The 25,721-nt window shown below is 61.0% G+C and carries 24 protein-coding genes; 14 read left to right on the forward strand and 10 right to left on the reverse strand.

Annotated elements, in window-relative coordinates; all coding sequences use genetic code 11:
* Positions 1 to 372: 372 nt before the first annotated feature.
* Positions 373 to 2,307, reverse strand: a complete 1,935-nt coding sequence (gene mrdA / locus D3M70_RS14895) for a penicillin-binding protein 2 (RefSeq protein ID WP_120126498.1) — start codon at positions 2,305 to 2,307, stop codon at positions 373 to 375.
* 740 nt (positions 2,308 to 3,047) lie between these two features.
* Between mrdA and D3M70_RS14900 the strand changes: the two genes are divergently transcribed.
* From D3M70_RS14900 to D3M70_RS14930, 8 genes are all read left to right on the forward strand, one after another.
* Complete coding sequence (locus D3M70_RS14900; RefSeq protein WP_120126499.1) at positions 3,048 to 3,794, forward strand: gluconate 2-dehydrogenase subunit 3 family protein; 747 nt, start codon at positions 3,048 to 3,050, stop codon at positions 3,792 to 3,794.
* Between the two features lie 699 nt (positions 3,795 to 4,493).
* On the forward strand, positions 4,494 to 5,328 hold an 835-nt coding region (locus D3M70_RS33220; RefSeq protein WP_256659877.1), incomplete at its 3' end, for a GMC family oxidoreductase N-terminal domain-containing protein.
* A gap of 58 nt (positions 5,329 to 5,386) precedes the next feature.
* Positions 5,387 to 5,521 (forward strand): hypothetical protein, encoded by a 135-nt coding sequence (locus D3M70_RS33225; RefSeq protein WP_256659878.1) that lies wholly within the window; start codon positions 5,387 to 5,389, stop codon positions 5,519 to 5,521.
* Entirely contained in the window at positions 5,518 to 6,744 is a 1,227-nt protein-coding gene (locus D3M70_RS14910; protein WP_120126500.1) for a cytochrome c, read from the forward strand. Before D3M70_RS33225 ends, D3M70_RS14910 begins: the two co-directional genes overlap by 4 nt.
* Positions 6,745 to 7,173: 429 nt before the next feature.
* Entirely contained in the window at positions 7,174 to 7,509 is a 336-nt protein-coding gene (locus D3M70_RS14915) for a hypothetical protein (RefSeq protein ID WP_120126501.1), read from the forward strand.
* 123 nt (positions 7,510 to 7,632) lie between these two features.
* Positions 7,633 to 8,196: a type 1 glutamine amidotransferase domain-containing protein gene (locus D3M70_RS14920; RefSeq protein WP_120126502.1), complete on the forward strand. Its 564-nt coding sequence runs from the start codon at positions 7,633 to 7,635 to the stop codon at positions 8,194 to 8,196.
* A 303-nt stretch (positions 8,197 to 8,499) separates the two neighbouring features.
* A complete protein-coding gene (locus D3M70_RS14925) occupies positions 8,500 to 9,165 on the forward strand; it encodes a glycosyltransferase family 2 protein (protein ID WP_120126503.1) in 666 nt (221 codons plus the stop codon).
* A gap of 166 nt (positions 9,166 to 9,331) precedes the next feature.
* Positions 9,332 to 10,606, forward strand: coding sequence for an Nramp family divalent metal transporter (locus tag D3M70_RS14930; protein ID WP_218568429.1), 1,275 nt, complete (start codon positions 9,332 to 9,334; stop codon positions 10,604 to 10,606).
* Positions 10,607 to 10,656: 50 nt separating this feature from the next.
* Here D3M70_RS14930 and D3M70_RS14935 read toward each other — a convergent pair whose 3' ends face one another.
* Positions 10,657 to 13,011 (reverse strand): FdhF/YdeP family oxidoreductase, encoded by a 2,355-nt coding sequence (locus D3M70_RS14935; RefSeq protein WP_120126505.1) that lies wholly within the window; start codon positions 13,009 to 13,011, stop codon positions 10,657 to 10,659.
* A gap of 325 nt (positions 13,012 to 13,336) precedes the next feature.
* Here D3M70_RS14935 and D3M70_RS14940 point away from each other — a divergent pair, with 325 nt between their 5' ends.
* The 5 genes from D3M70_RS14940 to D3M70_RS14960 are packed head-to-tail and all read left to right on the forward strand — an operon-like array spanning position 13,337 to position 17,777.
* Positions 13,337 to 13,855, forward strand: a complete 519-nt coding sequence (locus tag D3M70_RS14940) for a DUF4142 domain-containing protein (RefSeq protein ID WP_120126506.1) — start codon at positions 13,337 to 13,339, stop codon at positions 13,853 to 13,855.
* A gap of 26 nt (positions 13,856 to 13,881) precedes the next feature.
* Positions 13,882 to 14,787, forward strand: a complete 906-nt coding sequence (locus D3M70_RS14945; protein WP_120126507.1) for a COX aromatic rich motif-containing protein — start codon at positions 13,882 to 13,884, stop codon at positions 14,785 to 14,787.
* A gap of 22 nt (positions 14,788 to 14,809) precedes the next feature.
* On the forward strand, positions 14,810 to 16,843 hold the full coding sequence (locus tag D3M70_RS14950) for a cbb3-type cytochrome c oxidase subunit I (protein ID WP_375232980.1): 2,034 nt from the start codon (positions 14,810 to 14,812) through the stop codon (positions 16,841 to 16,843).
* The gene (locus tag D3M70_RS14955; protein ID WP_120126509.1) at positions 16,840 to 17,466 is read left to right on the forward strand and encodes a cytochrome c oxidase subunit 3; all 627 of its coding nucleotides are present in this window, start codon (positions 16,840 to 16,842) and stop codon (positions 17,464 to 17,466) included. Before D3M70_RS14950 ends, D3M70_RS14955 begins: the two co-directional genes overlap by 4 nt.
* The gene (locus D3M70_RS14960; protein ID WP_120126510.1) at positions 17,466 to 17,777 is read left to right on the forward strand and encodes a cytochrome o ubiquinol/quinol oxidase subunit IV; all 312 of its coding nucleotides are present in this window, start codon (positions 17,466 to 17,468) and stop codon (positions 17,775 to 17,777) included. Before D3M70_RS14955 ends, D3M70_RS14960 begins: the two co-directional genes overlap by 1 nt.
* 23 nt (positions 17,778 to 17,800) lie before the next feature.
* Here D3M70_RS14960 and D3M70_RS14965 read toward each other — a convergent pair whose 3' ends face one another.
* From D3M70_RS14965 to D3M70_RS15000, 8 genes are all read right to left on the reverse strand, one after another.
* Entirely contained in the window at positions 17,801 to 18,391 is a 591-nt protein-coding gene (locus D3M70_RS14965) for an NADPH-dependent FMN reductase (protein WP_120126511.1), read from the reverse strand.
* 298 nt (positions 18,392 to 18,689) lie between these two features.
* Complete coding sequence (locus D3M70_RS14970; RefSeq protein WP_120126512.1) at positions 18,690 to 19,514, reverse strand: transporter; 825 nt, start codon at positions 19,512 to 19,514, stop codon at positions 18,690 to 18,692.
* Between the two features lie 219 nt (positions 19,515 to 19,733).
* Complete coding sequence (locus D3M70_RS14975) at positions 19,734 to 20,990, reverse strand: D-amino acid dehydrogenase (RefSeq protein ID WP_165869807.1); 1,257 nt, start codon at positions 20,988 to 20,990, stop codon at positions 19,734 to 19,736.
* A gap of 4 nt (positions 20,991 to 20,994) precedes the next feature.
* Positions 20,995 to 21,369: a RidA family protein gene (locus D3M70_RS14980; RefSeq protein ID WP_165869808.1), complete on the reverse strand. Its 375-nt coding sequence runs from the start codon at positions 21,367 to 21,369 to the stop codon at positions 20,995 to 20,997.
* A gap of 38 nt (positions 21,370 to 21,407) precedes the next feature.
* Complete coding sequence (locus tag D3M70_RS14985) at positions 21,408 to 22,055, reverse strand: amino acid ABC transporter permease (RefSeq protein ID WP_120126515.1); 648 nt, start codon at positions 22,053 to 22,055, stop codon at positions 21,408 to 21,410.
* A gap of 1 nt (position 22,056) precedes the next feature.
* The gene (locus D3M70_RS14990) at positions 22,057 to 22,731 is read right to left on the reverse strand and encodes an amino acid ABC transporter permease (RefSeq protein ID WP_120126516.1); all 675 of its coding nucleotides are present in this window, start codon (positions 22,729 to 22,731) and stop codon (positions 22,057 to 22,059) included.
* A gap of 3 nt (positions 22,732 to 22,734) precedes the next feature.
* On the reverse strand, positions 22,735 to 23,532 hold the full coding sequence (locus D3M70_RS14995) for an amino acid ABC transporter ATP-binding protein (protein ID WP_120126517.1): 798 nt from the start codon (positions 23,530 to 23,532) through the stop codon (positions 22,735 to 22,737).
* Positions 23,533 to 23,581: 49 nt separating this feature from the next.
* Positions 23,582 to 24,550, reverse strand: a complete 969-nt coding sequence (locus D3M70_RS15000; protein ID WP_120126518.1) for a transporter substrate-binding domain-containing protein — start codon at positions 24,548 to 24,550, stop codon at positions 23,582 to 23,584.
* A gap of 253 nt (positions 24,551 to 24,803) precedes the next feature.
* Between D3M70_RS15000 and D3M70_RS15005 the strand changes: the two genes are divergently transcribed.
* Positions 24,804 to 25,451: a helix-turn-helix domain-containing protein gene (locus tag D3M70_RS15005; RefSeq protein WP_120126519.1), complete on the forward strand. Its 648-nt coding sequence runs from the start codon at positions 24,804 to 24,806 to the stop codon at positions 25,449 to 25,451.
* Positions 25,452 to 25,721 lie beyond the last annotated feature (270 nt).

Genomic DNA, 25,721 nt, shown 5'->3' on the forward strand with positions numbered 1-25,721 from the left:
TGCTGGCTGCATCGTTTTTGATTCTGCCCGAAGGGCGTGGGAGGCAGCCGGGGTGGCGCTCCAGCTTGTCGGCGATCTGCCGGGCACCGGCAGTAAGATCAGCCACCTCGGTCCATCAGGCACACCGCGCGCGCAGGTTTTGCTGCCGCTACGCGCCAGATCGCCGACAAGTCGGGCTCCCACGGCCTTCGGCCCGAAGCCGTTCGGTGTCTCCTGCAATACCGCAGTTTTATGGCCGACCGGGATTCTGAGCTGAACCCAAAACAGTGTAGGAGCGCGCTTGCCCGCGATGGCGGTAGGTCAGTCGACAGCACTGTGACTGACCCACCGCAGCCGGCCCCGCCCTCCCTACAGAGACACCTGCGTAGCCCATCACACCGGCGGCTGCGCCACGGTCTTGCTCGGGGCGGCGACCTGCACTTTCGGGTTCACCGGGGCGGTGTTGGGCGTTGCATATTGCTGCTTCAGGTGGCCGTCCTGATCCAGCAGCCAGGCATCGAGGATCTGCCGCACGACGGGACCGGCCACGCGACCGCCTGCCTCACCGTTCTCGATCATCACCGCAACGGCGATCTTCGGATTGGCGGCCGGGGCGAAGCCGACGAACAAGGCGTTGTCACGGTGACGCTCCAGGGTCTTCTCACGGTTGTAACGCTCACCCTGCTTGATGGCCACCACTTGCGCGGTGCCGCTCTTGCCGGCGATGCGGTATTGCGCACCCTGGGCGGCGGCACGGGCGATGCCTCGCGGGTCGTGCATCACCGACTGCATGCCGTTGTTGACCTGGTCCCATTCGTGGGGATCGCGCAATACGATATTCGGCATCGGGTGCTCGTCCACCGGCGCCACGCCGCCGATCTCCTTGGCCAGATGCGGACGGTTCCAGACGCCCTTGTTGGCGATCAGCGTGGTCGCCTGGGCCAGTTGCAGCGGCGTGACCTGCATGTAGCCCTGACCGATGCCGAGGATCACCGTCTCGCCGGGGAACCAGGCCTGACGCCGGGTGATGCGCTTCCATTCCTTGGACGGCATCAGGCCTGCGGATTCCTCGAACATGTCCAGCGAGACCTTCTGGCCAATGCCGAACATAGTCAGGTAATCGTGCAGCCGGTCGATGCCCAGCTTGTGCGCAAGATCATAGAAATAGGTGTCGTTGGAACGCATGATCGCCGCGTTCAGGTCCACCCAGCCATCGCCGCTGTGGTTCCAGTTGCGGTATTTGTGGTCGAAGTCCGGCAGCTGGAAATAACCCGGATCGAACACCCGCGTCGACGGCGTGATGACGCCGCTGTCCAGGCCGGCAATCGCCACTTCCGGTTTGATGGTCGAGCCCGGCGCATACAGGCCGCGCAAGACCCGGTTGAACAGCGGCCGGTCGACCGAATCGCGCAGCGCCGAGTATTCCTTGAAGCTGATCCCGGTGACGAACAGGTTCGGGTCGAAACTGGGTTTGCTGACCATCGCCAACACTTCGCCCGTCGCCGGATCGATCGCCACCACCGAACCACGACGATCGCCCAGCGCGTCTTCGGCCGCTTCCTGCAACTTGACGTCCAGGCTCAGGGTGATGCTTTTCCCGGCCACAGGGTCGGTGTGCTTGAGTACGCGCAACACCCGGCCCTGGGCGTTGGTTTCCACTTCTTCATAGCCCACGTGACCGTGCAGCTCGTTCTCGTAGAAACGCTCGATACCGGTTTTGCCGATGGACTGCGTGCCGCGGTATTCGACCTGATCCAGCTGGGTCGCTTCCTTCTCGTTGATGCGCCCGACATAGCCGATGGAATGGGCGAAATGCGCGCCCAGCGGGTAATGACGAACGAACTGCGCCTCGACGTCCAGCCCCGGCAGGCGGAACTGGTTCACGGCCAGCAGCGCGATCTGCTCCTCGGTCAACTCGTAAAGCAGGGTCACCGGCACGAAGCGGTGCGGCGAGTTCTTCATCGCCTTGTCGAAGATGATGCGGTCTTCGTCCGGCAGACTGAGGATCTGCATCAGGGTGTCGATCACCGCATGCCAGTCCCCCGCCCGCTCACGGGTCATGGTCAGGTTGAAGCTGGGGCGGTTGTCGGCCAGAACCACGCCGTTGCGGTCATAGATCATCCCGCGCTCGGGCGGAATCGGCAGCACGTGGACGCGGTTGTTTTCGGAAATCGTCGAATGATAGGCGAACTCGATGACCTGCAAAAAGTACATCCGGCAGACCAGGGCGATGCTGAGCAGGACGACGAACAGGGCGCAGGCGATCAACCGTTTGTTGACCAGCCGGGTCTCCTTTTCATGGTCCTTGAGGGGTATCGGATCAGGCATTTCTACAGCTACTCGGTGAAAATGTGAACGGCAAAGGCAGCGTCCGCTGAACGTTCTCGGGACGCAAATGCCGTGCACGATACCAAGAAGCGCCCTGCTTCATTGGCCGAACTTCATGAAAATCCTGTCAGGTTGATGAAACGCTGAAGGGTTTCTCCCGCTGTGCAACGTACACCCTGTAGCCGTCCGGCTGTCCGGCGGAAGCGATTTCAAGGCTGTCGCTGCCGGTCCTCCGGACGGCTGCACGGATCTGATTTTGCAGAATTATTGCGCCAATCCTGTTCAATGGCTGCCTGAAAACCGGTGCAGATGCTTTCGTTAAATCCGCATCAGATTGATCGGCCATGCAGCGCCACGCGAATCAGTACAGACAAGTGCCCTGCCACGAGCCTTGCAGGGATCTATCAGACCTGTACCGTATTCGCCCTACATCACGTTTAACCAACAGACTGTTACCCAATCCGTAACAGTCATTTACCGATTTCACTGGAGGCAACAGTCGGTAACACATCTATCATTGCGCCTAGCGTGGAAAAGATGGCTGTCGGCAATGGCACTCCCCCGCCTAGCGTGCGCTCTTTGCTCGCTGGCTTGCCAGAGACCTAACGTCACACCCGCGACAAGCAAGCCTTGCTCGAACACCTTTCAGCTCGAGCGAAACCGTGAAACACACTTACGCCGCCTGTTTGTGGACCATGCCCGGCATGGCCCCTGGGCAGGCGCGTTCGCAGGAGCCCTGAATGACAGAGAAATCCAAAGGCCTCACTCGCCGGCAGTTGCTGAAGTCCTCAGCCACGACGCTGGCCGTGGGCGCTGCCGCTACGGCCAAGGCGGCCACCGTCGTCGGTGTTCCGCAATGGCTACCGTTCGATCACAACGGTCCGATGCACTACGACACTCCCGGCTGGCAGTTCTTCAATGCCGCCGAGGCTAGCGCCGTTGAAGCCATCGTGGCGCGGCTGATTCCGGCAGATGATCTGAGCGTCAGCGGCAAGGACGCCGGTTGCGCGGTGTTCATCGACCGCCAGTTGGCCGGTGAGTACGGCACCTTCAGCCGTCTGTACATGCAGGGCCCTTTCCAGAAAGGCACGCCGATGCAGGGCGACCAGTCGGAGCTCGTCCCCCGCGACCGCTACCGTCTGGGCCTGGCCGGGCTTGAGGCTTACTGCCAGAAGCAGTTCCAGAAGAGCTTCGCCGCCCTTTCCCCTGAGGATCAGGACAAGGTGCTGACCGGCCTCGAGAAAGGCGAAATCGTGCTGGACGGCATCGATGCCAAATTGTTCTTCCAGCAGATTCTGGGCAATACCATGGAAGGCTTCTTCGCCGACCCGGTCTACGGCGGCAACCGCGACATGGTGTCGTGGAAAATGATCGGTTTCCCCGGCGCCCGCTACGACTACCGCGAGTACATCGGTCTGCACAACCAGAAGCTGAACCTGGTGCCGCTTTCCATCATCGGCAGCTCTGCCTGGACCAAGAAGGGTTAATTCGACATGGCCAAAAAACTACCTTCCACGGATGTCGTGGTTGTCGGACTCGGCTGGGCCGGATCCATCATCGCCAACGAGCTGGCTGAAGAAGGCCTGAACATTATCGGCTTCGAACGTGGCCCGTGGCGCGACACCGCCGCTGACTTCAACCTGGCCTCCGCCGCCGATGAATTGCGCTACAGCCGTCGTCAGGAGCTGATGCTGAGAACGCGGCAGAACACCACGACGATTCGCAACAACGTCAACGAGACAGCGCTGCCCATGCGCAGTTGGGGTTCGTTCCACCCCGGCAACGGCACCGGCGGCGCAGGCAACCACTGGGCCGGGATCACTTTCCGCTTTCAGCCACACGAATTTCATCTGGCGACCCACCTCAAAGAGCGCTATGGCAAGGAACTGTCGCCAGAGCTGACCCTGCAGGACTGGGGCACCGACTGGGAAGAAATGGAGCCGTTCTACACCAAGTTCGACCGCCTGGCGGGCGTCTCGGGCAAGGCCGGCAACATCAAGGGCGTGATTCAGGAAGGCGGCAACACCTTCGAAGGCGCGCGTTCGGAGGAATACCCCAACCCGCCGACAAAACAGACCTACGCACCAACGCTGTTCGCCGAAGCCGCGAAGAACCTGGGCTACAAGCCATTTCCGGTACCGTCGGCGCTGGTCTCGCAGCCTTACGTCAACTCCCTGGGCGTGGCGATGGGTCCGTGCACCTATTGCGGCTTCTGCACCAACTACGGCTGCGCCAACTACTCCAAGGCCAGCGCCATCACCACCGTTCTGCCGGTGCTGATCCGCAAGCCGAACTTCACCGCCATGACCAATTGCGAAGTCCTGCGCGTGACCATGGACGGCAGCGGCAAACGCGCCACCGGCATCGTCTACATGGACGCCAACGGCCAGGAGTGGGAACAGCCTGCCGAACTGGTGGTCGTCAGCGCGTTCATCTTCGAAAACGTGCGCCTGATGCTGCTCTCCGGCGTCGGCCAGCCCTATGACCCGGTCACCAACACCGGCACCACCGGCCGTAACTACGCCTACCAGACCGCCAACAGCGTGCGCATGTTCTTCGACGACAAGAATTTCAACCCCTTCATCGGCGGCGGTGCCATCGGCATGGGTATCGATGAATTCAACAACGACAACTTCGACCACTCGGGTCTGGGTTTCGTCGGCGGCGGTAGCACCCGCGTGACGCCCATCGGCGCCGCGCCCATCGACTCGCGCCCTCTGCCACCGGGCACCCCGGCATGGGGTTCGGAGTGGAAGAAAGCCACGGTCAAGAACTACGCCGCGACCATGTCCATCGGCTGTGAAGCGAGCAGCTACGCGACACGCACCAACTACCTGTCGCTGGACCCGACCTACAAGGATCCACTGGGTCGTCCACTGCTGCGCATCACCTTCGACTTCCCGGAGAACGACCGCAAGATGGCGGCCTATGTCACCGGCAAGGTCAGCGAGATCGCCAAGAGCATGAACCCGCGGCAGATGGTGCCAAACGCCCAGACCGGGCACTGGAACAGCTCGCCGCNCCGAAGAACAGCTCGGTCAACAAATACCTGCAAGTCTGGGGTGTGCCGAACCTGTTCGTGGTCGGTTCGTCGGCCTTCCCGCAGAACCCCGGCTACAACCCGACCGGCACCGTCGCGGCGCTGGCCTTCAAAGCGGCGGATGCCATTCGCACCCGATACCTCAAGCGTCCAGGGGAGATGATCAGCGTATGAAGACTCTTCTGACTGTTTGCGCGGGCGTTATCGGACTGTCCCTGAACGTGGCCGCTGCTGCCACGGGCGCCGACTCCTACAACATGGTGGAAAAAGGTCGTTACCTGACCACGCTTGGGGACTGCACTGCGTGCCACACCGTTCCCGGCAAACCGCTGTTTTCCGGGGGCGTGATTCTTGATACGCCGTTCGGCAAGCTGGCGGGCGCCAACATCACCCCGGACCCGGTCAACGGCATCGGCCGCTGGAGTTTCGACGACTTCCAGAACGCCATGTCCAAGGGCCACGGTCTGGACGGCAAACGCCTGTACGGCGCCATGCCGTTCACCGCGTACACCAAGGTGACACGTGAAGACAACCAGGCGATCTGGGCCTACCTCAAGACCGTCGATGCGTCGGACAACAAGGTCGAGACCAACCAGTTGCCCTTCCCCTTCAACGTGCGCACCAGCCTGATCGGCTGGAACCTGATCAACTTCAAGGAAGGCGAATTCAAGGCCAACCCGCAGAAGTCCGAGCAGTGGAACCGGGGTGCGTATCTGGTCGAAGGCCTGGGTCACTGCGGCACCTGCCACACCCCGAAAAACCTGATCGGCGGTGACAAGAACGACCAGTTCCTGACCGGCGCCAACCTGCAGAACTGGGTCGCGCCGAACATCACCTCCACAGGCCACGACGGGCTGGGCGCGTGGAACGAGGACGACATCGTCAACTACCTGAAAACCGGCACCAACCGCTTCGATATCGCTTCCGGGCCCATGGCCGAGGAAGTCGAGCACTCGTCGCAGCACTGGACCGATCAGGACCTGATGGCCGTTGCGGTGTACTTGAAGGACGGTGCCAAACCGGCTGAAGCCGCCAAGCCGATTGCGGCGACCGACGCTTCAATGGTCTCGGGCAAAGCGATCTATGCCGACCGCTGCTCGGCATGCCACACGCCAAACGGTGACGGCGTGGCGAACCTGTTCCCGAAACTGGCCATGGCGCCGCTGATCAACAGCAACGACCCGTCGTCGCTGATCCGCGTGGTGCTGGCAGGCAGTCGGGCAGGCGCCACCGATGCGGCACCCACTGCTCCGGCAATGCCGGCGTTCGGCTGGAACCTGTCGGACGAGAACGTTGCCGATGTGTTGACCTACGTGCGCAACACCTGGGGCAACGCGGCGCCCGCAGTGTCCAGCGCCAGCGTGAAAGAGGTGCGTGAGGCGTTGTCGCCGAAGTAATTGCTGCGCACGCACAACCTTGAAAAAAATGCCTGGCTTCAGTGATGAGGTCAGGCATATTCATGTTCGCCTTCCCGGTGCGCTGACCAGGCTTTTACTGCATGTGATGCCCCTCATGGCCGGCATGTCCTGCGTGGGCCATCGTTTGAATCGCGTAACTCATTTCACGGCACGAAAGGTCGATGAAGTTTTTTGATCAGCGGTCTTTTCATTTGTGAATTTGCTGGTCAACATACGCGCCCACCAATAGTGGGCGCGCCCATCATCGACGCAAATGATTTTGTTTCTTAACTTCGTACGTTATTTAATCGAGACAAAACAATGAGCTCGCCCTTCACGTTAAACACGTCGGGTAGCGCTGCGTTTGATATGGCGTTGCTGTCCGTCTCTTTATAAAGTGTTTCCACTTCTGTTTTCAGGATGAAATAGATGCGTCTTTTTCTACTTCCCAGCGTGCTGGCCGTTGCATTGACCGGCTGCGGCTCTACTCCGAACAATCCGTCTGTCAATCTCGAAACCCCCAAGCCTGCCGCCGATTACGCACAGTGCGTATTCGCCAAATGGCAAGCCATCAAGCCCGATGCCACCCTGGCCGAGACCAAGGGCCACTACAAAGTGATGGTTTCCGGCAAAGTGGCACAGGACGATATCCTTGAAGTCTTCAAGGGCAATCCCAATACTCGTGTGTTCCTTTACCAACGTGCTCCGCTTGCCTCGGCCTTCGGTCGCAGCGCATTGGAGAACGCCGCGCGCGAATGTCTGTAAGGGTCCACCGACACTCATCGCCGATGACGCAATCTCGCTGAACTTCGCTTTTTCGATTCCCTCTCAGAGCCAACAGCATCCGTTTTCTGGCGGGTGCAGTTCTCACCACAGAGGAATCGAACCATGAGCACTGAGCTGAACGGCAAGAAGGTCCTGATCATCACCGCCAACACTGGCATCGAGCGCGATGAACTGCTCAAGCCGCTGGAGGCACTCAAAGGCATGGGCGCAGCAGTGACCCACGCGACCATCGAAGGTGGCGCCGCCCAAACCTTCGTTCATGACACCGAGAAAGACACCAGCGTCACGTCCGACACCCGACTGGCCGGCCTTAGCGCCGATCAGTTCGATGCCCTGGTGATCCCTGGTGGCACGGTCAATGCCGATACCCTCAGACAAGACACCGATGCCCAGCGGCTGGTAACTGAATTCACCAGCGCCGGCAAAACCGTCGCTGCGATCTGTCACGGCCCGTGGTTGTTGATCGATGCCGGCGTGGTGGCTGGCAAGACCCTCACCTCCTACCCGAGCGTGCGAACTGACCTGCTGAACGCCAAGGCGGCAGACTGGGTCGATGCTCAAGTCAAGGAGTGCCCGGCCAATGGCTGGACGCTGATCACCTCGCGCAACCCGGACGATCTCCCAGCGTTCAACGCGGCCATCGGCAAGTCCCTGCAAGCGGCCTGAACCGACCCGCCCTGCACCTCAACGTAAAACGCATCGACGCCGCAATATAGCGGCGTCGATGCGTTGAAAATTAACCCCGGCGCAAGACAGCGACGTTCAGAGCACCGGGGGAGCTCTCGCACTCATCCTCTATGAGTGGCGCGGATGCAACTAATTCAATCTTTGTAGCGGCCGGGCACTTAAAACGAGGCCAATACGCACTCTGTCCTCAAAAACGAAAATACTTGAAACCAATTTTTTATCCGCTCTGTCGACATCCACAGGCTGACGCGATAACCGCAGGCGCCCAGACGAGACTCGCTCATGATCGGAATCATTGTCCCCGCGCACAACGAACAGGATTTTCTGGATGACTGCATCAAGTCACTGATTGCCGCCTCCAGTCACGAGCAACTGAAGGGAGAAGCGGTGGAGATCATGATCGTGCTTGACGATTGCACCGATGACTCTGCGCGCATCGCCCAGGCCCATGGCGTACTGACTCACCCGTGCTGCCATCGCAACGTGGGCATGACACGGGCCGCGGGCGCACAATTGATGATCGAACGCGGCGCTCGCTGGCTGGCCTTTACCGACGCGGACACCGTCGTACCCTACGCATGGCTTGCGGATCAGGTCGCATTTGGCGCCGACGCGGTCTGCGGCATCGTGCAGGTCGATGACTGGTCCGAACATTCCGAACAGGTGCGCATCCGTTACGACGCACATTACCGGCCGGTGGATGATCATCGTCACATACACGGTGCCAATCTTGGGGTCTCCTCGATTGCCTACCAGCGAGTCGGTGGGTTCAGGCCGCTGTCGGCACACGAGGACGTGCACCTGGTCCAGGACCTGCAACGCACCGACGCCCGCATTGTCTGGACCGCCCGCAACAGCGTCACCACCAGTGCCCGTAAACACTGTCGCTGCAAGGAAGGTTTTGGGGATTATCTAAACTCACTGGCGAGTCAAACGTTATTAGGCTAACCCTGACTACGCGCACAGCCCGGATCGCCGCGTTCGGCACATCGCCACGCGGATCGCTCCGCGGATGGGACTGAGAGCAAAGACGACCTTCACCAGAGCGGGACAGCGACTGATGCAACCGATAAAGCACCGGGCCAATCCCGGCGACGACACATTGGGTGGCGGCATGCCCAGCGCCAGCGTCGCTCTGCCTAAAACCGGCAACTGGTTCAAGCGCTTGCTGGCATTTACCGGCCCCGGTTACATGGTGGCCGTGGGTTACATGGACCCCGGCAACTGGGCAACCGACCTGGCCGGTGGCTCGCAGTTCGGCTACATGCTGCTCTCGGTGATTCTGCTGTCCAACCTCATGGCCATCGTGCTGCAGGCACTGTCAGCGCGCCTTGGCATCGTCACCGGCTGGGATCTGGCCCGGGCTTGTCGCGAGCGCTACAGCCGGCCGGTCTGTATCGCGCTGTGGATCGCCTGCGAGATCGCGATCATCGCCTGCGACCTCGCCGAGGTCATCGGCACCGCAATTGCCTTGAACCTGCTGTTCGGCATTCCGCTGGTCTGGGGAGCAGTGATCTCCGCCATCGACGTTTTTCTGATATTCCTGCTGATGGGCAAAGGTTTCAGGGCGCTGGAGGCATTCGTCATCGCCTTGCTGCTGATCATCTTCGGCTGCTTCGCGATCCAGATGGTACTGGCCCGGCCGGACATGGCCGAGCTGTTCGCCGGCTTCATTCCCAAAGCCGAGATCGTGACCAATCCGGCCGCGCTGTACCTGGCGATCGGTATCATCGGCGCGACGGTGATGCCGCATAACCTGTACCTGCACTCCTCCATCGTCCAGACCCGTGCCTACCCGCGAACCGACGAGGGCCGCAAGATCGGCCTGCGCTGGGCGGTCACCGACAGCAGCATCGCCCTGACCCTGGCGCTCTTCGTCAATGCGGCCATCCTTATCACTGCGGCCACGGTCTTTCACAAAGCCGGCAAGACCGATGTGGTGGAAATCGAACAGGCCTATCATCTGCTCTCGCCGATGCTCGGGGTAGGCATCGCATCAATGCTGTTCGCCGTGGCGCTGCTGGCATCTGGCATCAATTCCACCGTCACGGCGACGCTAGCGGGACAGATCGTCATGGAAGGCTTTCTGCGCCTGAGGTTGCCCGGTTGGGTGCGGCGCCTGCTGACGCGGGGGCTGGCGATCATTCCGGTGATCGTGGTAACGAGCCTGTATGGGGCCGAGGGGACGGCGAAGCTGCTGGTGCTCAGTCAGGTGATCCTCTCCATGCAACTGCCATTCGCCATCGTGCCACTGGTGCGCTTCGTCTCGGATCGCAAACTCATGGGCAGCTTCGTCACCGGCCCGGTCCTGACGACCCTGGCCTGGGCGATCGCCTTGCTGATCATCGGTTTGAACATGGTGTTGCTGCTGGGGATGTTCGGCGATTAAGCCCCAGCCACCCGTTTTCGGCCCGAACTACTTCACCTGGTCTACCCGACCTAGATCACTTGATCCTGAAGAGGTACAGCTCGTGCCTGCGCCTGCGTGTCCGGCAGCGTTGCGTGAAGCGTCACGGGCACTGATTTCGCCGCCGGCACCTTGCTGCGTTCGGCGTAATGCCAGAGCGGGACCAGTGGATTGCATTCCGGGTAGTAGGCCGCGGCGCACCCTTCGGGTATGTCGTAGACGATGATCTGCATGGGCCCGACCTCGCGCCGCACCTCAGGCTCCACCGCCGTGCGCAACCTGACCCAGTCACCGGCCGCAAAGCCCAGGCGCACCACGTCGTTGCGGTTCATGAACACCACGCTGCGAGTGCCGTGCACGCCACGAAAGCGGTCGTTGTAGCCATAGACCGTGGTGTTGAACTGATCGTTGCTGCGCAGCGTCATCAGCTGGATGACATCGCGCGCCCCGTCGCCTGAGGAAACATCGTCGTCCTCGTCGAGATGGCGAGCTGTAATGAATCGCGCCTTGCCAGTCTCGGTCTTCCACTGACGCTGCGCCGCCGCAAGCGGGCGGTGAAAACCACCTGGCGCCCACATGCGCGTTTCCATGTCATGGAAAATCTCGGGGTACACCTGCGCAATGGCCGCACGAATCTGCGCATAGTCGCGGCGCCAGGCATCCCACGGGACGCGTTCGCTGCCATCCAGGGTCGCTTGCGCGATGCCTGCAATGATGGCGGTTTCCGAGCGCAGTTGATCGCTGGCCGGCGCTGCCCTTCCCTGCCAGCCATGAATGCATCCGGTGCTGTCCTCGGTGCTGTAGACCTGTTCGACGCCCTCCTGGCAATCCAGCTCGATACGCCCCAGACACGGCAACAGCCAGGCCTGTTTTCCGGGCAGCAAGTGGCTGCGGTTGAGCTTGGTGGCGACCTGCACGTTCAGCGTCAACCCTGCCCAGGCCGGCTCCATCCGGTGGGTGTCGGGAATGGCGCGCAGAAAGTTGCCCCCCAGACCGATGAAACCTTTGACGCTGCCGTCCAGCATGGCCTCGCAACTGTCGACAGTGGCAAGGCCCTTGCGCTGCGGGACCTTGAACCCGAACAACGACTCGATCTTGTCCACCGGCACTTTTGCCGGATCTTCGGTGATGCCCACCGTACGCTGCCCTTGCACGTTGGAATGCCCGCGCACCGGACAGATGCCAGCGCCGGTCTTGCCGATATTGCCGCGCAGCAACAACAGGTTAACCAGCATCTGCACGTTCTCGACACCGTGGCGGTGCTGGGTCATGCCCATGCCATAAATCACCATCACCCGCTCGCTGCGCGCATACACCGTCGCGGCGGCTTCCATCGCCCCACGACTGAGTCCGGCGCGGCGTTCCAGCGCTTCCCATGAGTGACGCTCGACCTCCGCGACAAACTCCTCGAAACCATCGGTGTGTTCGGCGATGAATCCGTGGTCGAGCACCGGTTCGGTCTGACGCTCAATGGCCGAACGGTCCATTGCCAGCAACGCTTTGACCATGCCCATAACGGCCGCCATATCGCCTCCGATCGCGACCTGATGGTACTGGGTGCTGATCACCGTCGATTCGGGCCCGACCATTTCCACGGGCGATTGCGGGTTGACGAAACGTTCAAGCCCTCGCTCGCGGATCGGGTTAAAGGTGATGATCGGGACATGGCGTTTGCGCGCTTCCTGCAACGGATGAAGCATGCGCGGACTGTTGCTGCCAACGTTCTGACCGAAGAAAAAAATGCAGTCGGTGTGCTCGAAGTCCGCCAGCGTCACGGTCCCGACCGGCACACCAATGCTCTCCTGAAGCCCCACCGAGGTGCTTTCGTGGCACATGTTCGAGCTGTCCGGCAGGTTGTTGGTGCCGTACGCGCGGGCAAACAGTTGGTACATGAACGAGGTTTCGAGGGAGGCGCGGCCGGACGCATAGAACACCACCTCATCGGGGCTCAGCGCCTTCAGCTGTTCACCGATTCCCGCGAACGCCTGCTCCCAGGTGGTCGGGCGATAACGGTCAGTCTCGGCGTCGTAACGCAGAGGGTGCGTCAGCCGTCCGTGCTGCTCGAGCGCATAGTCAGTCCAGTCCCGAAGCTCAGTCAGCGTGTGCTCTTCGAAGAACGCCGGCGAGGTCTTCGACGAGGTCAGCTCCCAGGCCGTGGCTTTTGCGCCGTTTTCGCAGAACTCAAGCGCGTGGGGGTTACCCGGTTTGGCCCAGGCACAGCTGACGCATGCGAAGCCTTTGGGTTTGTTCTGCTTCAGCAGCGCGGCAGGTGTGCTGAACAGCGCCTGCTCGCGCCAAAGGATATTCATCACGGCATGAGCCGAACCCCACCCGCCGGATGCGGAGGTATAAGGCCGGTAATGCGCTGCGGGATGGATAAGCGACATGGCGATTCCTTTGTCTGACGGTCCGGTATTCAACGGGGCTCAAGCTCATGACTGCGCCCTGATCAGGCTCGTTCACAGCAGCGCGTTGCCGGGACGACAAACGGCCTGCGCAGGCGCAATGACCGAGGGAAAAAGCGAACCGGATGAACAACGGTTGCTTACCTGCGCGCTCTGTCGCCGCACCGATCGGAGCATGCGCGAATTGCCCCTCCCACACCGCGCAGCCGAAACGTGGAACATTTGCAAACTCGGCAAGTCGACATTTGCAAGCCGTCCGCGAGGACGTTGCCCGGCAATATCCGTCCAATTATAAGGAATGTTCAAAATGGCCAATTATTTGCAGATCAGCGCACTGGCAGTGGTGCTTTCTATGGGATGCAGCAGCGCATTTGCCGCTCAGGATTCGGATGACTTCGTGGAAGACGCTTCCGCCAAAGGGGTCGCTGAGGTCGAAGCGGGCAAGCTGGCTCAGGAGAAAGGCGTTGCCGCCGATGTGAAGTCGTTTGCGCAGATGATGGTGTCCGATCACACGGCAGCCAACGACAAGCTCAAAGCCATCGCGCAGGAGAAAAAGCTGGAAGTCTCCAGTTATCCGCAGTTGATGGACAAGGCCAAGGCGATGATTCTGGAGTTGCGCAGCGCCAAATCGTTCGACCAGGCGTACGCCAACAATCAGGTCAAGGCGCATGAGGCGACCATCGCCCTGTTCGAAGAGGAAGCGGCCAACGGCAAAGACGCTGACCTCAAGAAATTCGCGTCCGACACCCTTCCCAAGCTGAAGCATCACCTGAACGAAGCGAAGAAACTCGCCGCCGCCCACGGTGGTGATGCCGCCAAAGAGTAACGGCGGGCGAACGCCGGATGTGAGTCATGCCGACTCGAGCTCTAGCAGGCACAGTGAGGCGAGCGACCTTTGCGACAACGCTCGCGACCTGTCTCTGCGGCTGCACGCCGTTGAGTTCCGGCTTTCTTCACCCAGCAGGTCCCGTCGCCAGTGCGCAACGGGACCTGTTTTTCTGGATCGTCGGCGTGTCCATGGTGGTGGTGCTGCCGGTACTGATCCTGACTCCCTGGCTGCTCTGGCGCTATCGTTACGGCCAGCAAGAGGCCACGTATCGGCCGCACTGGGAGCTCTCGCTGCCCTTTGAAATCCTGAGCTGGGGTGTACCGGTGCTGGTGGTGATCGGACTGGGCGCATTGACCTGGACGCGCACTCACCAATTGGACCCGTATCGACCGCTTGCCGATTCCAGGTCTTCCCTGGAGGTTCAGGTCATTGCACTGGACTGGAAATGGCTGTTCATCTACCCCGAACAAGGCGTCGCCACGGTCAACGAACTGGTCATACCCAGCGGGCGCAGCGTCCACTTGAGTCTGACCAGCGGCACTGTCATGCAATCGATGATGATCCCGCGTCTGGCAGGTCAGATCTATGCCATGGCAGGCATGCGTACACAGCAGTACCTGCAAGCTGATGTGGCCGGAGAATTCACCGGCCGCAACACGCAGTTCAATGGCATCGGTTTTCAGCAGCAAAGCTTCATCACCCGATCCCTGGGCCCAGAAGCGTTCGAGCAATGGCTGGATACGACACACCAGGCGAACGCAACGCTGGATTGCGCGAGCTACCTGCACCTGAGCCAGAGCCCGTCGCAGGTTCCGCCGTCGGTTTACCGCAGCGTACAGCCGGGCCTGTTCGAATGGGTCATGCACGCGTTCCATGGCAGCAGCCCGACAGCCTGCGACAGCCCCACTCCGGGGAAGTCCAATGAATGAGTCGAGCGCGGTCTGGTACTCGCTGCTGGGCAGGCTCGACTACAACGCGCTGCCGCTGTACAGCAAAGTGGCCACCGCGGCCGCGTCACTGGTCTTGTTGGTGATTGTCAGTGTGTTGCTGGCGATCACGCTCAAACGCAAATGGCTTTATCTGTGGCGCGAATGGTTTACCAGCCTGGACCATAAGCGAATCGGCATCATGTACGTGGCGCTGGCGCTGATCATGCTGATGCGCGGCCTGATCGAAGCGGTGATGATGCGCACCCAGCAGGCGCTGGCCATCAACGCCGAAGGCTATTTGACCCCCGAACACTTCAGCCAGATGTTCAGTACCCACGGCAGCATCATGATCTTCTTCATGGCGATGCCGTTTCTGACCGGCCTGATCAATTTCGTCATGCCCCAGCAGATCGGCGCGCGGGATGTACGCTTTCCGCTGCTCAATGCGATCTCGTTGTGGTTGACGGCTGCCGGTGCGGCGCTGGTGATGGCTTCGCTGATGCTCGGCAAGTTCTCGACTGGGGGCTGGAGCGGTTACCCCCCATTCACCGGGGTGGATTATCAGCCGGGCGTCGGTCCCGATTACTGGATCTGGGCGCTGACCCTCAGTTCCATCGGCAGCACGCTGACGGGGCTGAATTTCGCAGTGACGATTTACAAGGATCGCTGCCCGGGAATGACCCTTTTCAGAATGCCCTTGTTCACCTGGACCGCCTTGTGTACCAGCGTATTGATGATCTTCGCAATGCCGCCCCTGACCGTGGCAACGCTGTTGCTGGCACTGGACCGCTACCTGGATTTTCACTTCTTCACCAATACCCACGGCGGCAACCTGATGAACTTCGTCAACCTGTTCTGGTTGTTCGGCCATCCGGAGGTGTACATCCTGATTCTCCCGGCGTTCGGGGTTTTTTCGGAGGTCTTCGCCACCTTCAGCGGCAAGCGACTTTATGGCTACCGGTCACTGGTCTGGGCCTCCATCGGCATCACGGTGCTGTCGTTCACGGTCTGGCTGCACCACTTTTTCACCATGGGCCAGAGCGCAGCGGTCAACGCTGCTTTCGGCATCGCCACCATGCTCATCGGCATTCCGACGGGGGTCAAGATCTACGACTGGATGCTCACCCTGTACCGCGGCCGGGTACGCTTTTCGGTGCCGATCATCTATTCGGCGATGTTCCTGATGATGTTCGTGATCGGCGGCCTGACCGGCATCACGCTTGCGACGCCACCGGTGGATTATCAGGTGCACAACACGGTGTATCTGGTCGCCCATTTTCACAACATGCTGATACCCGGCACGCTGTTCGGCATGCTCGCCGGGTACAGTTACTGGTTTCCCAAGGCCTTCGGTTTCCGGCTCGATGAACGCTGGGGACGCTTTACTGCGCTATGTTTCGGGGCGGGTTTTCTGTTGGCATTCATGCCGCTTTACGTGCTCGGGGTTTCGGGCATGCCGAGACGATCCCAGGCGATCTTCAACCCTGAGTTCGCACCGCTATTGTGGGCCGCCGAACTGGGCGCGGTACTGTTGAGCCTGGCGCTGGTCGGGCTGTACGTGCAGCTGTGGGTCAGCATTCGGGATCGCCAGCGAAACGCCGTGCCGCTGGGCGACCCATGGGATGGGCGCACGCTTGAGTGGACCACCTCTGCCCCGCCGCCCGAGTACAACTTCGCCGTGGTGCCCACGATCCACGATCGCGACCCGTTCACCTGGCTCAAGGAGCATGGCCTGGCACAGGCACCGGTTCTACTGTTCGAAGACATCCGTCTGCCGAAGAACAGCGCGACGCCCGTGATAATTGGCGCAGCATCGTTCGTCTGCGCATTTGGTCTGGTGTGGCACATCGGCTGGGCGGCGGCAGGAGGTTTGCTGATCGCCTGGGGCGCGGTAATAGCTCGCAGTTTCGTGCCAGAGACCGAACGGGTGATTACCGCCCAGGCGTTACGCGAGGCTCAAGAGCAGCGCGCCCAACGGATACGATGCGCCACTGCCGTGCCCCGCGAGCAAGAACACAGCCAGCGTAATGCCGGTCTGGCGCAGGTGAGGACATGAACAGCAGCCATCCCGTGGTTCCCCTGCCGATGAGGCCCAGCCGTGCGCACGACCATGAACGGGAAGCGCAACCCAGGCTGCTCGGCTTCTGGGTATTCCTGATGAGCGACGCGCTGATCTTCGCGCTGCTGTTTGCCGTTTACGCCACGATGGTTCATGCCACCGACGGCGGGCCGGCCGGCAAGGCGTTGTTCGACCTCAAGACGAGCCTCATCGAAACCCTGCTGTTGCTGATCAGCAGTTTTACCTTCGCCATGGCCTCGTTGAACCTCACTTACCGCCCTGAAAGGCTCGGTGTACTCGTCACGTGGCTATGCACGACGCTGATCCTGGGCTTGGCCTTTATCGGCATGGAGCTCAACGACTTCCGCCTGATGATCGGCGACGGAGCCACTGCGCAACGCAGCGGTTTTCTTTCGGCGTTCTACGCACTGGTTTCCACCCACGGCCTGCATGTCACGGCGGGCTGCCTGTGGCTCGTGGTGATGCTGGTACAACTGAAAGTCTTCGGGCTGGACGCCAGAGTCAGGCTGCGCCTCAACTGCCTGGCGCTGTTCTGGCACTTCCTCGACGTCATCTGGGTCGCCATTTACGGAATCGTCTATTTGCAGGGGCTGGTCTGATGGAAAGACACGACGGTTATCGGCGAACGCTACGGCTTTATCGGTCGGGATTGCTGCTGGCGATCATCCTGACCGCCGTTCCGACCGCCCTGGTGCAGTGGGCCGGCCTGTCCAGGTCTTCGACCCTGACGTGGGTGCTCGTGCTGGTGCTGGCACAGATCGTCGTCCACCTCTATTGCTTCCTGCACATCGGCACAAAGCGCTCCGGGCGCGATGAACTCGGACTCATCCTGTTCACGGCGGTGATCGTCCTGCTGATGGTCGGCGGGACGATCATGGTGTTCGTCGACCAGATGCAGCGGATGGGTTGACCCGCCATTTGGCACCCAGGCGCTCAATAAGGCGTGCCGCCCACCCGTTGCTGCCTCAACGCTTGCGCGTACCACTCGAACTCGTCCAGAAAACCCGCCATTTGTTGGCTGGTGCGTTCGTCCCTGGGCTGCCCGTCATCGGCCAGCGCCTCACCGATACGCGGAATGGAAAACAGGCTGGGAATGCTCGGCATGCCCAGTTCCCCGAGGATCATTCGCAGTTGCATGGCAGCGCGCACGCCGCCGAATCCGCCTGCCGAATAACAGGCAATCGCCGAAGGACGCCAGAAGTACTCTTCAAGGAAATGATCGAGCAGGTTCTTCAACGCCGGAGGCACCCCATGGTTGTATTCGGCGCTGACCAGCAGAAAGCCGTCAGCGCGTCGATACAGACTGGCCAGCCGCTCGAGCTCCACCGGCGCACCACCTTTGGGGTATTCCTTGTACATGCGGTCGAGCAGCGGGAGGCGAATGTCCATCGGGTCGACCAGCACCGCCTCGTGCCCCCGTTTTTCAAGCGCCGATACGAGCAATCGAGCCGCCTTTATGCCTTGTCGATCAACGCGCACGGAGCCCAGGAGCACGGCGATGGTGAGGGGGGTTGTGTCTGACATGTGCGCGGTCTCCAGGAGTGGATGCGTTCGAACTCTGGGGGGTTGACGTCGTTTTCAGCAGGATGTTCCGAAACCAGCTTGTCCGGGTACTGGCTTCATATCCTGAAGCACTATCGAAAGCGCGATTCAGCGGTCTGCCTGACCCGTTTTTTGTGGTGGGTTGCCCATGACATCAGCGAAGTTTCAGGCTGCCCACGCCCTTCCGGATCTGGGAATGATTGTCTGCAACCCCGCGACGCCCGAGGCAACGCGACGGATTCGCGCCTTGGTACCCAGTCATGAGCACTGACAATCGCCGTCAGCGCGGGAACAGCAACGTCACTGCCGCCCGAAATCCCCAGCCCTGAGCGCCGTCCCCGTCCTGGTCGAACCAGTATCGTGGCCCGGCCTGGATCGTCAGCGGCTGCCCGCTGATCTTAAGCAGTTGAGTCACCGTCAGGTTGACCGGCACCGACCATTCACGGGATTGCCAGTTGAACGTCGACTCGGTGTTCACGCCATAGGTGGTCAGGGTGCTGGTGGTGTAGGAAAGAAAGGGTTGCAGGAACGTCTGATTGACCTTGTCCTTGTCATGGCCCGGCTGGCTGTCGATGCCCCAGATGTGATTGGCGAGGATGCCTCGGGTCCAGCCGTTCGACTGTTTCAATGCAACAGCGGTGGGCCCCAGCCCCCACTGTTCGTTACCCAACAGCTCATCGCTGCTAGTCGGGATCAGAATGGCGGGACCTGCGCCGAGTATCCAGCCGTTGTCGGTCGGTTTTTTCGGTGAGAAGAAAAAGCTCTGGGTGATGTCGCCAATTCCGGATTTGTCCGCCGCGCCGTCAGGTGCCAGACCGTGTTGATCGATGACCGGCAAAATGGTGCGGGAAATCAGATTCCAGTCCTTATTCAGAGTGAACGGCAACACCGGCTGGATATTGGTCACGCTGTGCATGCCATTGCCCGTCGGCCCGATTTCCTGGTCCCAGTTGTACTGCACCGGCAAGCTGTACATCGCGGCGACAGGGTTCAGCGCCTTTTTCGCAAGTTCCGCTGAATCCTCTGCATGGACAGCAGGGACGAACCCGACCGTGATGAACAACCCGGATGCTGCCAGGCCTCTCCACTCATTCGAATGTTTCATGCGCCATCTCCTTGAGCCATGACAGCAACGGCTTTGGCGAGCGAATGCAGATTCATGACAACTTTCCTTGTCGAGACCGGGGTGGCGAATGAGGCGGACCCATTCGTCCGGTCAAGCATAGCCACACCTGGAAACGGTGCCTGGAAAGATTAACGAGCCGCCGCTGGCGCGGTTGCCGGGGCAGACCTGACCGCGCGGCCCGGCATCGACATCCGGGTTTCAAATCACTCGGCGGTAGAGCTTGAACGCCCCGACATTCGGCGCGTAGCTGCCCGTGACCAACTGGGTGATGCGTTCGGCACTGGCACAGGCCAGCGTCCAGCCCAATGCGCCGTGGCCGGTGTTGACCAACAGATTCTCCACCGGTGTGGCGTCGATGTACGGCAGACCGTCGACGGTCATGGGGCGCATGCCGCACCAGGCGTTGACCTCGGGCGGCATGCGTATCTGCGGATACAGATTGCGCAACGCCTGCTTGAGATTCGCCACCCTTGACTCGCGCAATGTGCGGTCGTTGCCGGCGAACTCCACGGTGCCGGCCACGCGTAAGCGGTCCCCCAGCGGCGTCACGCAGATGTGCTCGTGATCATCGACGATAGGCCGTGTCGGAGCGATGCCCACTTCGTCACGATCGAGCGTCAGGGAATAGCCCTTTACCGGTGCCACGGGGATTTTCACGCCCCAGGGCGCCAGCAGCTTCGCAGACGCCGCGCCGCCGCAGACGATGACCCGTTCGGCCTCAAGGCGGCCATTGGCGAGCTTCACGCCGGTGATCTTTGCGTTGCGCACCTCAAGCCCTTTCACCTCGGCGCCATATTCGAAGCGCACGCCCTCACCGGCCGCCACCCTGGCGATTTCACGGGTGAACTTGTGGGCGTCCCCCCAGCAGTCGTTTTCCAGCCAGAGGCCGATTTCGATGCTCGATTCAATGGGCCTCAGAGACGGCTCCAGCGTTACGCAGCCCAGGCGGTCAAGCCGACTGACACGGGCGCCCATGCGTTCGAGCAGGGTGGCGAAGGCTTCGGCGCTCGCCCGTGCGCCGGGCCCCTTGAAAATTTCCAGAAACCCGCCCCGCCCCAGGTCGAATTTCAACGACTCGCGTTCGAGCAGCGTATTCATCAGACCCAGGCTGTGTTGTGCGAAACGGGTGAGTGTATTGGCCGTGTCGCGGTATTTGCTGTCACGACAATTGGCGAGAAACTTCAGCCCCCAGCTGCCCAATGCAGGGATCGCCGAGGGGCGCAGCAGCAGAGGTGCGTCTTCGCGCCCCAGCCACTTGAGCATTTGCAGCGGCGTGCCCGGGGATGACCAGGGCAGCGCGCTATTGGCCGCCAGCAGACCACCATTGGCAAAACTGGTTTCCATCCCCGGCTCAGGCTGGCTGTCCAGAACGGTGACCGACAAACCTTCGCGAGCGAGGAAGTACGCAGTCGTGGCGCCAATGACGCCAGCACCGATGATGATCGTGGCGGTCATGGCTTTACTGTTCCAGGTAGGCGTTGGCGATGATCTCGATCTTGGCGCCAGGCACCATAAGGTCGGCAATGATCGTCGCGCGGTTAGGAAAAGGCGCATTGAAAAACTGGCGATAGACCGCGTTCATCCCCTCGAAATACTGCTTGTCGGTGAGGATCACCTGCAGCTGGGTGTAGTCGTCCATGCTGCCGCCAGCGGCTTCGATGGTCTGTTTGAGGTTCTGCAACGTCAGCTCGGTCTGAGTGGCGATGTCGCCGGTTTCGATGCTGCCATCGGCGTGGATCGGGATGCTGGCGGTGTAGAGGGTCTTACCGCCCACGGTTGCCCATTCCACGGGGGCGGATCCGTCTGGCAGACCGGTTTTGATGACTTTACGCATGTTGACTCCTGTTGAGGTTGAGGCATTGCCTGGATGAATCATCTGGAGGTCTTGCGCTCCAGCATTCGAACAGCGAGGGACAGCGGGAAGCACAGTACGAAGTACATGGCGCCCACGATCAGATAGGTTTCCAGCGGCATGAAGTACACGGAGCTCAGGTCCTGTGCGCGCAGCATCAGGTCCGGCGTGGCGATCAGCGAAGCGACGGAGGTGTCCTTGAGCAGCGAGATCGCGACGTTGCCGATCGGGGCCAGCACCACTCGCATCGCTTGCGGCAGCACCACCCAGCGCATGGTTTTGTAGCGCGTCATGCCGATGGTCTGCGCGGCTTCGTATTGGCCCTTGGGCACCGCTTCGATCCCGGCGCGATACACCTCGCTCAGGTACGCCGAAGCGTTCAGGCCCAAGCCGATCATCGCTGCCTGAAACGAGCTGAACTCGATGCCCACGGCGGTCAGGCCGAAGTACAGAATGAACAGTTGAACCAGCGCTGGCGTGCCACGGAACAACTCGACGTAAGCGGTTGCCAGACGCCGCACACGCTGCGCGCGGCTCATGCGCAGCAACGCCACCACCAGCCCCACCACCAATCCGATGGCCAGCGCACCGAAGGCCAGTTGCAGGGTCGAACCTGCGGCCGCGAGCAGCTCTTCGCGGCAGGCTTGCCAGAGTTCGTAATAGGTCATCTCAATGCCCTCTGCGCAGTCGTGATTCGGCGCGATGTCCCAGCCGCGCCAGCACCAGACTCAAGACCAGGTAGATGACTGCGACCATCAGGTAGATCTGGTTGGTCTGATAGGTTTCGCTGACCAGCATTCGCGCCTTGAAGGCAAGCTCCGGCACCGCCGCAGCGGACGCCAGCGAGGTGTCCTTGAGCAAGCCGATGGCGAAGTTGGCCATGCCCGGCAACGCCACCTTGATCGCCTGAGGCAGGACGATGATGCGCAGCGCCATGCGCCGGGTCATGCCGATGGCAGACGCCGCCTCACCCTGTCCGCGATCCACGTTGTTGATGGCCGAGCGAAACACTTCACAGAGAATCGCCGCGCCATTGAGGCCGAATCCGATGATCGCGGCCACCGTGGCCGGTAGCGTCAACCCCAGATGCGTCAACCCGAAATACAGGATGAACAGCTGCGTCAGGATCGGTACGTTTCTGAACAACTCCAGGTACAGGCTGGCCAGAGAGCGCAACCAGAAGCGTCGCGAAAGGCGCATCAAGGCGAGCACGAATCCCAGCGCGACCGCCACCACGAACGAGGCGACGGTCAGGCCGACGGTACTGAGCGCACCGAACCCCAACACCTTGAGAAAATACGGAAACAGCTGAGCGGCATGTTCCAGTTCACTGATGAACGCCATTGATCAGCGCTCCTGAACAGCGCGCAGAAACGCACGGGTGCGCTCCACCTGGCTGTCGCGAAACACTTGCGACGGGGATCCCTGCTCGACGATGCGACCGTCTGCCATGAACACCACCTGATCGGAAACCTGCTCGGCAAAGCGCATTTCGTGGGTGACGATGATCATCGTCATGCCCTCCTCGGCCAACTGATGCATGACCCCGAGCACCTCCCCCACCAGTTCCGGGTCGAGCGCGGAAGTGGCCTCATCGAACAGCATCAATTTGGGTTTCATCGCCAGCGCACGGGCGATAGCCACGCGCTGTTGCTGCCCGCCGGAAAGCTGATCCGGATACGCCTGCTCCTTGCCATGCAGACCCACCTTGGCCAGCAGCGCCCGCGCCTGTTCGGCCACCCCGGCCGCCTGACGGCCCTGGACTTTGAGCGGCCCCAACATAATGTTCTGCAACACGGTGAGGTGAGCGAACAGATTGAATCGCTGGAACACCATGCCGATGCTGCCGCGCATCCGCGCCAGTTCCGCATCACGCAAAGGAACCCTGCGGCCTCCAACCTGGCGCTGGCCCATTAATTGGTTATCGACATAGATGTCTCCCGCCGTGGGCTCCTCCAGATAGTTGATGCAGCGCAGCAAGGTCGTCTTGCCGGAACCGCTGGGGCCGATCAGCGAGACTTTTTGCCCCGGCATGACGCTCAGATCGATGCCCTTGAGCACCTCGATCCCGCCGAACGACTTGTGCAGGGCCTCGATGCGCACGAGCGGCTGCCCCGCCGACGCGGTAGGTGGTGTGTACGACATAGGAAAACCCTTTTGCGAAAATCAGAAAGCGACCGTCAGGCCCGAACGATCAGGCGAATGACTGGCTGAAATCCCGCGCCGGGTGTTTGAACGGGCCCAGCACATCGCCCTGCGCGTCACGGTCGACGCCCAGGCGCGGATCAACGGGCATCGGCACGAGGTAGTCAGGGTTCTTGATGCCGTACTTGGCGAGGATGGGCGCAATCTGCCCGGTGGACTTGAGCCAGCGAACGCCCTGATTGATGGCATCGAACAGGTCCTGATTCTGTGGGTAGACGCCCCAGATCGCCTGGAACTTGCCGGTCAGGTTCGGGTAGCGTTCGTCGAATCCGATAGGGATCTGTTTGAGCTTCATGTTCGGGTTTTGCAGGATCATGTAGTCGATGGTCGGCGCATCCAGGACCGCGAAATCCAGTCGTCCGGCCACCACGTCACGAATGCATGCGTCGGAGTTGTCGTAGAGCTTCACCTCTTTGACGCCGGGGATTTTCTTCATGTCCGGCACCACGGAATAGCCGGTGTTGCTGCCCAGCGTGCGGCCTTTCAGGTCATCGGCGGTGATGCTGGTGCCGAAGGGCTCGCTGTCGCGCATGATGATGTACGCACCGGTGTAGAACACAGGGTCTGTCAGCAGCAGGATCTTGGAACGCATCGGGTTCCAGGCGAAGTTGCCGCCGAACCAGTCCGCGCGGCCGGAACGTACCGCCTCGATCACGGCCGGGAAACCCATCGGCAGGATATCCAGCTTCAGTTCGAGACGGTCGGCGATCAGCTTGAGCATCTCCAGGTCAGTCCCCACCGGTTGCCCGTCGCGCACGGCACCCAATGGCATGTCGCCCATGCAGGCGGCGGTGAGGTAACCGGGGCGGATGGTCTTGATCGGGGCACCTGCAGCAAACGCCGACGGCATGCGCCCCAACATTCCACCGGCCATGCATGCAACAGCGCCGTAGCCGGAAGCCTTGAGCAAGGCACGACGGGAAAGACCACGCTGGAAGCGTTTTGAATCTGTAGTCATGAGTCACCTACCGCGGAAAATTGATGGACTGGCTTGCCCCGTCCGTGACGGCGGCAAACTTCGAACAACAGGTTGGGCAGACTGAATGGTGACGCTGTGGAGCTGATCTGTTTTTGTGTTGGCGAAATCGAATCTATAAGTGATTTTGCATAAATGCAAATATTTTTCTTTGTTGAGAACTTTTGCGAGAAAATGCAAAATCCCTGCCTGACCCGCAGATGCCCTGCAGCCCGTTGAATCCGGACACTTCCCCATGAGCGACAAACCTCCCGCCAAAGCGACGACCCCCAAGCGAGCCCTGCCACGCGCCGAGGCACCGCTTGAGAGCACGGAAGAACCGCCTGAGCCGATGCACGAGCCTGGCCCGATGATCGCCATGCAGCGCAAACGGCTGAAGTGGTCGCTGACCAAGCTGGCGGAGAAGTCGAACGTATCGATTTCGACCATCTCCCGGATCGAGAACGGCCTGATCTCTCCGACCTACGCGGTGCTCGCCCGCCTCTGCGAGGCGCTGGAGATCCGCTGGGCGGACATGCTCGGCACTGAAGAGCAGCGTTTCGCCAAAGGCTGTCGGGTGGTCAACCGCGCAGGCAGCGGCGTCATGCACAACACTGCCCGTGGCGTCTATGAATGGCTGGGCGCAGACCTGGCAACCAAGAGCATGGAGCCCACCATCGTCGAGGCGATCCCTGATACCGGCCTGCGCAAGCTGGAAGGCCATGAAGGGGAAGAGTTTCTGTTGGTGCTGGAGGGAAGCATCGTGTTTTTCATGCAGGACTACGCGCCGCTGCAGATGAGCAAAGGCGACAGCGTCTACTTCGATGCTTCCATGCCTCATGCTTACTATGGCGTGACCCAGCCAGCGCGTTTTCTGAGCATCGTGTCGCGCACTCGCGGCTAAGGTAGCCACAGCGCGGCGGTGCGGTCATCTACACCTCGTGATGCAGCGGGGATGCAGCCTGTGTAGCAGCACGGCTTGCCGGCGGTGGCGAACACGCGGGCGCCACCGCCGGCAAGCCGGACTGCTACAAGAGCGTTGCGAACCAATGGCGCAAGTGTTGACTGACCCTCCGCTTCGCGACCGTCGTTACCTCCGATTGCTCCTGCAGGGGATCGCGGTGGCCGGAAGGTCTCTGGTACATGCAAAACAATAGGACGCCGACGCTTCGTG

The organism is Pseudomonas sp. LS-2, assembly GCF_003605735.1.
In the GTDB taxonomy this organism is placed as follows: Bacteria; Pseudomonadota; Gammaproteobacteria; order Pseudomonadales; family Pseudomonadaceae; genus Aquipseudomonas.

What these genes read in the sequence shown, in the direction of transcription:
- mrdA (WP_120126498.1), bottom strand. Translation starts at nt 2,307, where the DNA reads ATGCCTGATCCGATACCCCTCAAGGACCATGAAAAGGAGACCCGGCTG.
- D3M70_RS14900 (WP_120126499.1), top strand. Translation starts at nt 3,048, where the DNA reads ATGACAGAGAAATCCAAAGGCCTCACTCGCCGGCAGTTGCTGAAGTCC.
- D3M70_RS14910 (WP_120126500.1), top strand. Translation starts at nt 5,518, where the DNA reads ATGAAGACTCTTCTGACTGTTTGCGCGGGCGTTATCGGACTGTCCCTG.
- D3M70_RS14915 (WP_120126501.1), top strand. Translation starts at nt 7,174, where the DNA reads ATGCGTCTTTTTCTACTTCCCAGCGTGCTGGCCGTTGCATTGACCGGC.
- D3M70_RS14920 (WP_120126502.1), top strand. Translation starts at nt 7,633, where the DNA reads ATGAGCACTGAGCTGAACGGCAAGAAGGTCCTGATCATCACCGCCAAC.
- D3M70_RS14925 (WP_120126503.1), top strand. Translation starts at nt 8,500, where the DNA reads ATGATCGGAATCATTGTCCCCGCGCACAACGAACAGGATTTTCTGGAT.
- D3M70_RS14930 (WP_218568429.1), top strand. Translation starts at nt 9,332, where the DNA reads ATGCCCAGCGCCAGCGTCGCTCTGCCTAAAACCGGCAACTGGTTCAAG.
- D3M70_RS14935 (WP_120126505.1), bottom strand. Translation starts at nt 13,011, where the DNA reads ATGTCGCTTATCCATCCCGCAGCGCATTACCGGCCTTATACCTCCGCA.
- D3M70_RS14940 (WP_120126506.1), top strand. Translation starts at nt 13,337, where the DNA reads ATGGCCAATTATTTGCAGATCAGCGCACTGGCAGTGGTGCTTTCTATG.
- D3M70_RS14945 (WP_120126507.1), top strand. Translation starts at nt 13,882, where the DNA reads ATGCCGACTCGAGCTCTAGCAGGCACAGTGAGGCGAGCGACCTTTGCG.
- D3M70_RS14955 (WP_120126509.1), top strand. Translation starts at nt 16,840, where the DNA reads ATGAACAGCAGCCATCCCGTGGTTCCCCTGCCGATGAGGCCCAGCCGT.
- D3M70_RS14960 (WP_120126510.1), top strand. Translation starts at nt 17,466, where the DNA reads ATGGAAAGACACGACGGTTATCGGCGAACGCTACGGCTTTATCGGTCG.
- D3M70_RS14965 (WP_120126511.1), bottom strand. Translation starts at nt 18,391, where the DNA reads ATGTCAGACACAACCCCCCTCACCATCGCCGTGCTCCTGGGCTCCGTG.
- D3M70_RS14970 (WP_120126512.1), bottom strand. Translation starts at nt 19,514, where the DNA reads ATGAAACATTCGAATGAGTGGAGAGGCCTGGCAGCATCCGGGTTGTTC.
- D3M70_RS14975 (WP_165869807.1), bottom strand. Translation starts at nt 20,990, where the DNA reads ATGACCGCCACGATCATCATCGGTGCTGGCGTCATTGGCGCCACGACT.
- D3M70_RS14980 (WP_165869808.1), bottom strand. Translation starts at nt 21,369, where the DNA reads ATGCGTAAAGTCATCAAAACCGGTCTGCCAGACGGATCCGCCCCCGTG.
- D3M70_RS14985 (WP_120126515.1), bottom strand. Translation starts at nt 22,055, where the DNA reads ATGACCTATTACGAACTCTGGCAAGCCTGCCGCGAAGAGCTGCTCGCG.
- D3M70_RS14990 (WP_120126516.1), bottom strand. Translation starts at nt 22,731, where the DNA reads ATGGCGTTCATCAGTGAACTGGAACATGCCGCTCAGCTGTTTCCGTAT.
- D3M70_RS14995 (WP_120126517.1), bottom strand. Translation starts at nt 23,532, where the DNA reads ATGTCGTACACACCACCTACCGCGTCGGCGGGGCAGCCGCTCGTGCGC.
- D3M70_RS15000 (WP_120126518.1), bottom strand. Translation starts at nt 24,550, where the DNA reads ATGACTACAGATTCAAAACGCTTCCAGCGTGGTCTTTCCCGTCGTGCC.
- D3M70_RS15005 (WP_120126519.1), top strand. Translation starts at nt 24,804, where the DNA reads ATGAGCGACAAACCTCCCGCCAAAGCGACGACCCCCAAGCGAGCCCTG.